At 62.6% G+C, this 9,110-nt stretch carries 7 protein-coding genes and 1 tRNA gene; 7 read left to right on the top strand and 1 reads right to left on the bottom strand.

Annotated elements, in window-relative coordinates:
- The 7 genes from Y707_RS23450 to Y707_RS0104520 form a co-directional block, all read left to right on the top strand.
- Nucleotides 1-1,783: transglycosylase domain-containing protein (locus Y707_RS23450; RefSeq protein WP_162150173.1), on the top strand; the 1,783-nt coding region annotated here is incomplete at its 5' end.
- 10 nt (nucleotides 1,784-1,793) lie between these two features.
- Entirely contained in the window at nucleotides 1,794-2,729 is a 936-nt protein-coding gene (locus tag Y707_RS0104545) for a metallophosphoesterase (RefSeq protein WP_026534196.1), read from the top strand.
- Between the two features lie 111 nt (nucleotides 2,730-2,840).
- Nucleotides 2,841-4,634, top strand: coding sequence for an ABC transporter ATP-binding protein (locus Y707_RS23445; protein ID WP_051441647.1), 1,794 nt, complete (start codon nucleotides 2,841-2,843; stop codon nucleotides 4,632-4,634).
- Entirely contained in the window at nucleotides 4,631-6,439 is a 1,809-nt protein-coding gene (locus tag Y707_RS0104535) for an ABC transporter ATP-binding protein (RefSeq protein ID WP_026534195.1), read from the top strand. The genes Y707_RS23445 and Y707_RS0104535 overlap by 4 nt, the downstream gene beginning before the upstream one ends.
- 84 nt (nucleotides 6,440-6,523) lie before the next feature.
- A tRNA-Pro gene (locus Y707_RS0104530) sits at nucleotides 6,524-6,597 on the top strand.
- A gap of 276 nt (nucleotides 6,598-6,873) precedes the next feature.
- Nucleotides 6,874-8,280, top strand: coding sequence for an APC family permease (locus Y707_RS0104525; RefSeq protein WP_026534194.1), 1,407 nt, complete (start codon nucleotides 6,874-6,876; stop codon nucleotides 8,278-8,280).
- A gap of 45 nt (nucleotides 8,281-8,325) precedes the next feature.
- On the top strand, nucleotides 8,326-8,724 hold the full coding sequence (locus Y707_RS0104520; RefSeq protein WP_026534193.1) for a universal stress protein: 399 nt from the start codon (nucleotides 8,326-8,328) through the stop codon (nucleotides 8,722-8,724).
- Nucleotides 8,725-8,730: 6 nt separating this feature from the next.
- On the opposite strand, the gene Y707_RS29525 is transcribed toward Y707_RS0104520, so the two are convergent.
- Nucleotides 8,731-9,110 (bottom strand): ATP-binding cassette domain-containing protein (locus Y707_RS29525; protein WP_155852729.1); only part of this gene is annotated, 380 nt, incomplete at its 5' end.

Raw genomic sequence — 9,110 nt, 5'->3', positions numbered from 1 at the left:
GGGCATGGTCCGCGGACCGAGCCTCTATGATCCGACCGCCAACCCGGAAATCGCGAAGGAGCGGCGCAATGTGGTTCTCAGCGCGATGCTCCGGCAGGGAAAGATCACCGAAGCGGAGCACGAGGAAGCCACCTCCGCGGACCTGGGACTCAATGTAACCCCGGTCAGCAGCGGCTGCGTTGCCGCAAATATGGCAGAGTACTTCTGCGATTACGTCCAACACGCCTTCATCGCGCACGGGGCTCCCCCGGCTCCCACCCAGGATCTGACTGAAAGCGACCCTGAAAAGGCCGAGCAGATGCAGATCGCGCGGCAAAACTACTTCAACGACCGCGAAAAACTGCTGCTCCGCGGTGGCCTGACCATCCAGACGACGCTCGATCCCCGTCTGCAGAAGGTTGCCCAGGCCGAAGTCAATGACACCGCCCCGCCCGGGCAGAACCCGGACCAGATCGGCGCCTCGATGGTCTCGGTTGAGCCGGGTACCGGCAAGGTCCTGTCCATGGCGCAGAACACCGAACTGGTGGCGCCCGAGGGACAGTGGAGCAACGCCTACAACTTCAATGTCGACGCCGACATGGGAGGCACCGGCGGCTACCAGGTGGGTTCAACCTACAAGCCCTACACCTTGGCTGCATGGCTTGCGGATGGCAGGTCACTGGGCGACGTTGTCGACGCTTCCCAGCGCATCTACGAGCGGGACTTCCCGTGGAAGGCCGGCAGTTGCGCTCCCAAGGACTATGAGGCGTTCGGATATTACGACCCGAACGACCCGTTCGAGCCCACATCCGACCTGAATAACTTCTCCGACGAATACTACGAGAAAATGTCAGTGCTGGACGGCATCGTACAGTCCATCAACACGGCCACCATGGCCTCGGCGTCCGAACTGGATCTGTGCTCCATCAGCGGGATTGCCAACGCGACCGGTCTGCACGATGGCAGGACCCAGGAAGACATCAACAACCTGAAGATCTCCTCCCTGATTGGTGGCAGCAGCCAGTCCATCAGCCCGCTGTCCATGGCCGCATCCTTCGCGACCTTTGCATCGGGCGGCATCTACTGCCAGCCGTACGCGATCGTTTCGATTACCGACCGCAATGGGGAAAAGCTGGATATCCCCCAGCAGGACTGTGAACGCGCGGTGGAGCAGGAAGTTGCTCAGGGCGTCAATTATGCGTTGGAGCAAGTCGTTGAACGAGGCTCCGGCTACTATCTGAACCCAGACGTTCCGGCTGCCCTGAAGACGGGAACGACCGACGATTCGGTCCAGACCTGGACGGTCGGTTACACCCGCGGCATCTCCACCGCCTCTTGGGTCGGAAACCCCGACGAATACCGGTCCCTCGACGGACTGGAGTTCCTGGGAACAGGCAAGACCCACGAGTACGTTGACGGCGCTACTTATGCCGGCGAGGCTTGGCAGGCCTACATGAAGCAGGTTGCTCCGCTGTATCCGACTGGGGAATTCCCGAATCCTCCGAAGGACGTGATCGAGCAGCAGACTGAGCAGGAAATTTCGCCTGACAGCGTGGACACGGATGATGCCAGCGCCGAGGCCGCCGCGCCTGCTCCGGCACCGGCACCGGCACCGGCACCGGCACCCGCTCCCGTGCCTGCCCCGGCACCTGCTCCAGCACCGGCGCCAGCTCCCGCACCGGCCCCGGCTCCTGCTCCGGCACCAGCCCCTGAACCCGAGCCAGGCAACAGCGGCTCCGGTGGCGAATCTGGTCAGGGCCAAGGCGGCGGCGAAGCGACACGTCCCGAAAATCCGGACCAGTAGGATGACCGATATGGAAGAAGCTGGAAAGGGCGTTGCCCTTGGGACCGCGGCAGCAGCCGGGCTGGCAGGTATTGCCGGTCTAAGTGCGTTTTTCTACGCGTCCGTCATCGAGCGGAACTGGTTTACCCTCCGCGAAGAGTCGGTCAATATCCTGGGTCCCGGGCAGCAGCCCCGGCGCATCCTCCATATCTCCGACATCCACATGGGTCCGAACCAGGGCGCAAAGACCAAGTGGCTGCAGGAACTGGCTGAGCTCAAACCGGACCTGGTAGTCAATACCGGCGACAATCTGGGCCACAAGAACGGTCTCGACCCGCTGCTTGAGGCATTGGATCCCCTGCTGCAGTTCCGCGGGGTCTTTGTTCCCGGCTCCAATGACTACTACGCGCCCACATTCAAGAACCCGGCCGCGTACCTCTTCCGCAACTCGAATGGATCAAACAACAGGGCTCCTGCCTCGCTGCCCACCGAGCGCATGCACCGGGCATTCGGACAGGCAGGATGGGTGAACCTGTCGAACCGTAACCAGTCGATGGTTTTCGACCGGATGCGGATGGACTTCAGCGGCGTGGATGACCCGCACCTGGGACGCGACCAGTACGTCGGATTTCCCAGCGGCTCAATATCGCAGCAGGGTGCTCCGCATGTGCGAATCGGTGTTGCCCACGCCCCCTATCAGCGCGTGCTCGACGACTTCACCGCCGGAGGCGCGCAGCTGATCCTGGCCGGACATACGCACGGCGGGCAGTTGCGGATTCCCGGCTACGGCGCTCTGGTGAGCAACTCGGATCTCCCGACCTGGCGCGCCCGCGGCCTGAGCCGCTGGTTCAACGGCACGCAGAGTTCGTGGCTGAACGTCTCCGCTGGAATCGGCACCTCGCAGTACGCTCCGGTCCGGTTCGCCTGCAGACCCGAAGCTGTGCTGATCACGCTGAACCCGGCATAAACGAACTGCGGTGTGCGCCTTTCACCTTGGCGCGATCGGTGGTCCTCAACCACTGTGCTCTAAGATGGATGCTGGGTAGCCAGCGACCACCACGAGCAGCGAAAAGATGAAATGCCGCAGCAGCAGACATCGTTAACAGAATCCATCGGGCGGCTCTACCCGCACGCAAAACCCATCCTCCCCCGGCTAATGTGGGGGCTTCTATCCGCCCTTGGCGCCAGCATTGTCGCCCTGGCCATCCCGCAGGTACTGCGCGTTCTCGTCAATGAATCGCTCCGGGTCAATGGGGCGAGCGGCCCTGTCTGGGCCGCGGTCGCCGTCGTAGTGGGCCTGGGAGTTCTGGAAGCTGTGTTCATCGCGTTGCGGCGGCAGTTTGTGATTGCGCCCGCCACCACGGTCGAGAACCAGATGCGGGTCTCCCTCTACCGCCATGTGCAAAGCATGACCGTGGCGTTCCACGACCGGTGGGGTTCCGGCCAGCTGCTGTCGAGGGCAATGACCGACCTGAACCTGATGCGCCGGTGGCTGGCATTCGGCATGATCATGCTGGTCGTCGTCGCGCTGACCATCCTGATCGGCATCACCTTGATGCTGGTGACCAGCTGGATGCTCGGACTGATTTTCCTCGCCGCGTCGATACCCATCGTGGTGTACGGCTTCCGGTTCCGGACGCACTACCGGGTTGTTTCCAGGTTGAGCCAGGATCAGGCCGGCGATCTCGCCACCACCGTCGAAGAATCCGTCCACGGTATCCGCGTGCTGAAGGCCTTCGGCCGGGGACGCCACGCCTTGGACAGCTTTACCGAGCAGGCCGAGGAGCTGCGCGCCACCGAGATCCGCAAGGCGCGCTCGCTCGCCACCGTCTCGCTGGTGGTCAGCATGATCCCTGAGCTCGCCCTCGGGCTGGCGCTCGTCGTCGGAGTGACGTCCGTGGCCAACGAACAGCTCAGCATCGGTGCTTTGGTGGCATTCTTCGCGACGGCGGCAGTCGTGGCGGCACCGGTGGAGAGTCTTGGGCCGCTGATGGCGATGACCTTGACGGCCAAGACCGCCATCGACCGGCATTTCGAGGTCATGGACGAGACCAGCCGCATCACCGATCCGGCACATCCGCGGCCAGTGAAGCATCTGACCGGCGACGTCGAATTCGACAACGTGCATTTCAAGTATCCGGACGCACCGGCGGCCAGCATGGATCTGCTCAATGGCGTCAATCTGCGGTTGATAGCCGGAGAGACCATGGCCCTGGTCGGCATTACCGGCTCGGGCAAGAGCACACTCCTGCAGCTGGTCCCGCGGCTCTACGACGTGACCGGCGGCAGCATCAAACTCGATGGCACCGACCTGCGCCAGTTCAGCATTAAGGACATCCGCACACAGGTCGCCGTCGCGTTCGAAGATACAACGCTCTTTTCCTCCTCCGTCCGGGACAACATTCTGCTCGGCGCGGCGGAACAGACCGACGAAGCTTTGGCGGAGGCGATCGACGTCGCGCAGGCGCACTTTGCCTACGACCTTCCCGACGGCGTGGAGACACTGATCGGGGAGGAAGGGCTGAGCCTGTCGGGCGGTCAGCGGCAGCGCATCGCACTGGCCCGTGCCATCGCCGTGAAACCGAAGGTCCTCGTGCTCGACGACCCGTTGTCCGCCCTGGATGTGCGCACCGAGGAGCTGGTTGAGGAACGGATGCGGGACGTGCTCGCGGGAACCACAACGCTGGTCGTTGCCCACCGCTCCTCGACGGTGGCGTCGGCGGACCGGGTGGCCGTCCTGCAGCACGGGGCGATCACCGCCGTCGGACCGCATGCACAGTTGCTGGCCACCAACGAGCATTACCGCTACATCATCACCAGCCTCGAGGAAGAGGAAAGCAGCGGGCTTGGCCCGGAGGAGGTGCTTTCATGAGTGCTATCACCGGCGTCGAGGACGAAGACAACTTCAACCTCGGCAAAGCCCGCAGCAAGGAAGTACGGCAACGGTCTCTGCGGCTGCTTGGTTCGATGATCCGCCCGGTGCGGGTGAAGTTCATCCTCACCATCCTGCTGGTCGCCACGTCCCAGGCCGCCCGGGTGGCCGGACCGGCCATCATCGCCTTCGGGATTGACCACGCGCTGCCGGCCCTGCGTCAGGGCGACAACCTTCCGCTCGTCCTCGCCGGTGCCGGCTATGCCCTGGCTGCCGTCGCCACCGGCGTGCTGACCGCCAGCTACATCAATGCCACAGCGCGGATCAGCCAGACCATGCTGCTGGATCTTCGCCGCCGGGTGTTCCGGCATACCCAGCGGCTCAGCCTGGAGTTCCACGAAAAGTACACCTCAGGCCGCATCATTTCCCGGCAGACTTCAGATCTCGAGGCGCTGCGTGAGCTGCTGGACAATGGTGTGAACTCGCTGGCCTCCGGCGCGATGTACATGACGTTCACCGCCATCTCGATTTTCCTGCTCGACTGGCAAACCGGCCTGTTGATTCTCCTCGCCGCAGTGCCAATGTGGTTCCTGACCCGCTGGTACCAAAAGCGCTCCCAGTTGGCCTACCGCGCCTCGCGGGTGGCCTCCGCCAAGCTGATCGTGCACTTCATCGAAACCATGACCGGCATCCGCGCAGTCAAGGCCTTCCGGCGCGAAAAGGTCAACGCCGACCGCTACGAGGAACTCGCCGAGGACTATCGCAAGGTCACCGTCCGCAGCATCAATCTGAACGGAATCTTCCAGCCCGGTCTGGTGCTGATCGGCAACGTCACGCTGGCCGGCGTCCTGCTTGCCGGCGGCTTCAGGGTGCTCGACGGCGGCCTCGAAGTGGGTGCGCTGCTCGCCCTGCTGCTCTACACCAAACGGTTCTTCCAGCCTGTCGACCAGATGGCGATGTTCTACAACTCCTTCCAGTCAGCATCGGCGGCGCTCGAGAAGGTTTCCGGACTCCTGCAGGAAGTGCCAAGCGTGCGGGCGCCGAAGGCCCCGGTCCCGCTGAAGGAGGCCAAGGGCAACATCAATTTCGACGACGTCGAGTTCCGTTACGGAGCAGGTCCGGTCGTACTGCCAAAGATGACCTTGGATATCCCCGCCGGGCAGACGGTCGCACTGGTGGGCCAGACCGGCGCCGGCAAGTCGACGCTGGCCAAACTGATCGCCCGCTTCTACGATGTTTCCGCCGGTCGGTTGACCCTCGACGGTGTTGATTTGCGGGAGCTCTCCTCCGAGGACCTGCGGCGCGCCGTCGTCATGGTTACCCAGGAAGCGTTCCTTTTCAGCGGAACCGTCGCCGAAAATATCGCCCTGGGCAATCCCGGCGCGTCACTGGAGCAAATCCAGAATGCCGCCAAAGCGGTAGGAGCGCACGAGTTCATCGAGGCTCTTCCGGACGGCTATTACAGCGACGTGAACAAGCGCGGCGGCCGCGTCTCGTCCGGACAGCGGCAACTGATTTCGTTCGCGCGCGCGTTCCTGGCCGACCCGGCTGTCCTGATTCTGGACGAGGCCACGTCCTCGTTGGATATCCCGAGTGAACGTTTGGTTCAGCGCGGGTTGCAGACGTTGCTCGGCAGCCGCACGGCCCTGATCATCGCCCACCGGCTCACTACGGTGAAGATTGCAGACAGGGTGCTGGTCGTCCACGACGGCAAGGTTGTCGAAGACGGTACGCCGGCTGAACTCATCGCCGGCGAAGGACGGTTCGCCGCCCTCAACCAAGCATGGGAGGACTCCCTGGTGTAGCCGCAGCGGGCCTGGCGGCAGGTGAGTTTTAAGTTGCGTGCAATCTCGGCTATTCTTGAGAGGTTGCTGTAACGGTAACGAAATCGGGGTGTGGCGCAGCTTGGTAGCGCGCGTCGTTCGGGACGACGAGGTCGCAGGTTCAAATCCTGTCACCCCGACTAGAGCCGCTCTATTCGAACCACGGTTCGGTGGATGGGCAAAGCTGATAAGAGATGGTACCGGTCAGATCGGTGCCATCTCTTTTTGCATATCCAGGCCGGCTCCGGCCAAAAACGCGGAACAGAGTGAACCGTGTTCTTGCTGATTCACCGGTGGTAGTCTGACGCCATGATGAGACGCCGCTGATCATGGCAGCAGTCGGTGATAGCCTGATTGCCGCCCCCTGATCATGCGCCATGTTTGTCATGGAATAAATAGCTGGACGGAGTTCTTCGATGAGCAGTTCCACAGAGACCGAACAACAGCCGGAGCTCAAGAAGGTTCTGGGGTTCAAGCTCCTCCTCCTGTTCATTGTCGGAGACATCCTCGGCACCGGCGTTTACGCGCTGACCGGCGACGTCGCGGGTGAGGTTGGCGGCGCGGCCTGGGCTCCAGTACTGCTTGCTTTTGCCGTGGCCACAGTGACCGCCTTTTCCTACCTGGAATTGGTGACCAAATACCCCCAGGCCGCCGGTGCCGCGCTCTATACACACAAAGCTTTCGGCATTCACTTCGTGACCTTCCTGGTCACCTTTGCCGTGCTGAGCTCGGGTATTACCTCAGCCTCGACGGCGTCGAAATTCCTGGCGGAAAACTTCATCATCGGCTTCAACCTGGACTGGGGCCAGACCGGCGTCACGCTGATCGCTGTCGTTTTCCTCGCACTGCTGGCGGTCGTTAACCTCCGCGGAGTGGGCGAGAGCCTGAAGGTCAACGTCGTACTGACTCTGATTGAGTTGACCGGCCTGTTGATCGTCATCCTGGTCGGTTTCTGGGCGATGAGCCAGGGCAACGTCGACTTCAGCCGCGTGATGGTGTTCGAGACGTCCGGGGACAAGTCCGTTTTCCTCGCCCTCACCGCAGCGACATCCCTCGCATTCTTCTCGATGGTCGGCTTCGAGGACTCGGTCAACATGGCGGAGGAAACCCACAACCCGGTCAAGACCTTCCCCAAGGTCATGCTGACCGGCCTGAGCATCACCGCCCTGGTGTATGTTTTGGTCTCGATTGCCGCCGTCGCCATCGTTCCTATCGGCAGGCTTTCGGAAAGCCCGACGCCGTTGCTTGAGGTCGTCCAGGTCGGCGCGCCGAACATCCCGATCGACGCCATCTACCCGTTCATGTCCATGTTTGCGGTCGCAAATACTGCCCTGATCAACATGATGATGGCGAGCCGGCTGATCTACGGTATGGCGCGGCAGGACGTTCTCCCTCGATCGCTTGGCAAGGTCCTGAAGGAACGACGTTCACCGTGGACGGCCATCATCTTCACGACGCTTATCGCCTTCGCCCTGATCATTACCGTCACGAATTTCATGGGCGCGGACACCGTGAGCGCACTGGGCGGCACGACGGCGCTGCTGCTGCTCGGAGTCTTCACCGTCGTCAACATCGCGGCCATCGTACTGCGGCGCCGTCCGGTCGACCGCGATCATTTCAAGGCCCCGACAGTGCTGCCCTACATCGGAGCGATTACTTGCGCGTTCCTGGTTGGCCCGTGGGCGCAGGACCCGATCGAGTACCAGATTGCCGGCGTTATGCTGGCTCTCGGCGTCGTGCTGTGGCTGTTGACCTGGTTCTGGAACCGCGGCGTCCGCGCCAAGAAGACCCGTTTCCGTCACCCTGAGGATATGCAGAATTAAAGACATTCAGAACTAAAGCCGTCCCGAACCACACCAGGAGGAAATATGAGCGTTGTCGTCGGCTACATCCCCACAGCAGAAGGAACCGCTGCACTTGAGCGTGCCATCGAGGAGGCCCGGGAGCAAAGTACGGAGTTGGTGGTGGTCAATTCCTCGCGAAGTGGAGGTTATCCGGACCGGAAGCACGTCGACGCCGGCGGCGCGGCCGCACTCAAGGAGAAGCTGGAGAGCAGCGGCGTCGAACATACCCTGCTGCAGAAGCACGGCGACGTTGATGCCGCCGAGGAAGTCCTCAACGCGGCGGAGGAGCACAAGGCGGAGCTCATTGTCCTCGGTTTGCGGAAGCGGACGCCGGTGGGCAAGCTGATTATGGGCAGTACGTCGCAGCGAATCCTTCTCGAGGCACCGTGCCCGGTGCTGGCGGTGAAAGCCGTGTACTCCTGACCCAGGTCATGGTTGTTTCACCTGGCCGGCCTCCATTTCCCACCAGCGGGTGACACCCGCTCCTTCCAGCAAGGCCCGGTCGTGGCTGACCAGCAGTAACGTTCCGCCAAAGACCGCGAGCGCCTTTTCGAGCTGCTCAATTGCCTCCACGTCGAGGTGATTGGTCGGTTCGTCGAGGACCAGGAAGTTGATGGCCCGGGCCTGCAGCACGGCGAGCATCGCCCTTGTCCGCTCCCCCATCGACAGACTGTCGCACGGTCGTCGGACGTGTTCTTCGCCCAGTCCGAACTTTGCCAGTAACGTCCTGACCTCAGCGGGCTCCGGCGACGGCGACGGCGACGGCGAGTCCGCACCTGCGGACAAAAGCCGGCTGACGACGTCGGCAA

This window comes from Arthrobacter sp. H14 (assembly GCF_000520495.1).
In the GTDB taxonomy this organism is placed as follows: domain Bacteria; phylum Actinomycetota; class Actinomycetes; order Actinomycetales; family Micrococcaceae; genus Arthrobacter_C.
The sequence above is the reverse complement of the archived record's forward strand: the minus strand, read 5'-3'. Positions and strand labels throughout refer to the sequence as shown.

Bases quoted from the DNA above. Each gene is read 5' to 3' on its own strand.
- Y707_RS0104545 (WP_026534196.1), top strand. From the start codon at position 1,794: ATGGAAGAAGCTGGAAAGGGCGTTGCCCTTGGGACCGCGGCAGCAGCC.
- Y707_RS23445 (WP_051441647.1), top strand. From the start codon at position 2,841: ATGCCGCAGCAGCAGACATCGTTAACAGAATCCATCGGGCGGCTCTAC.
- Y707_RS0104535 (WP_026534195.1), top strand. From the start codon at position 4,631: ATGAGTGCTATCACCGGCGTCGAGGACGAAGACAACTTCAACCTCGGC.
- Y707_RS0104525 (WP_026534194.1), top strand. From the start codon at position 6,874: ATGAGCAGTTCCACAGAGACCGAACAACAGCCGGAGCTCAAGAAGGTT.
- Y707_RS0104520 (WP_026534193.1), top strand. From the start codon at position 8,326: ATGAGCGTTGTCGTCGGCTACATCCCCACAGCAGAAGGAACCGCTGCA.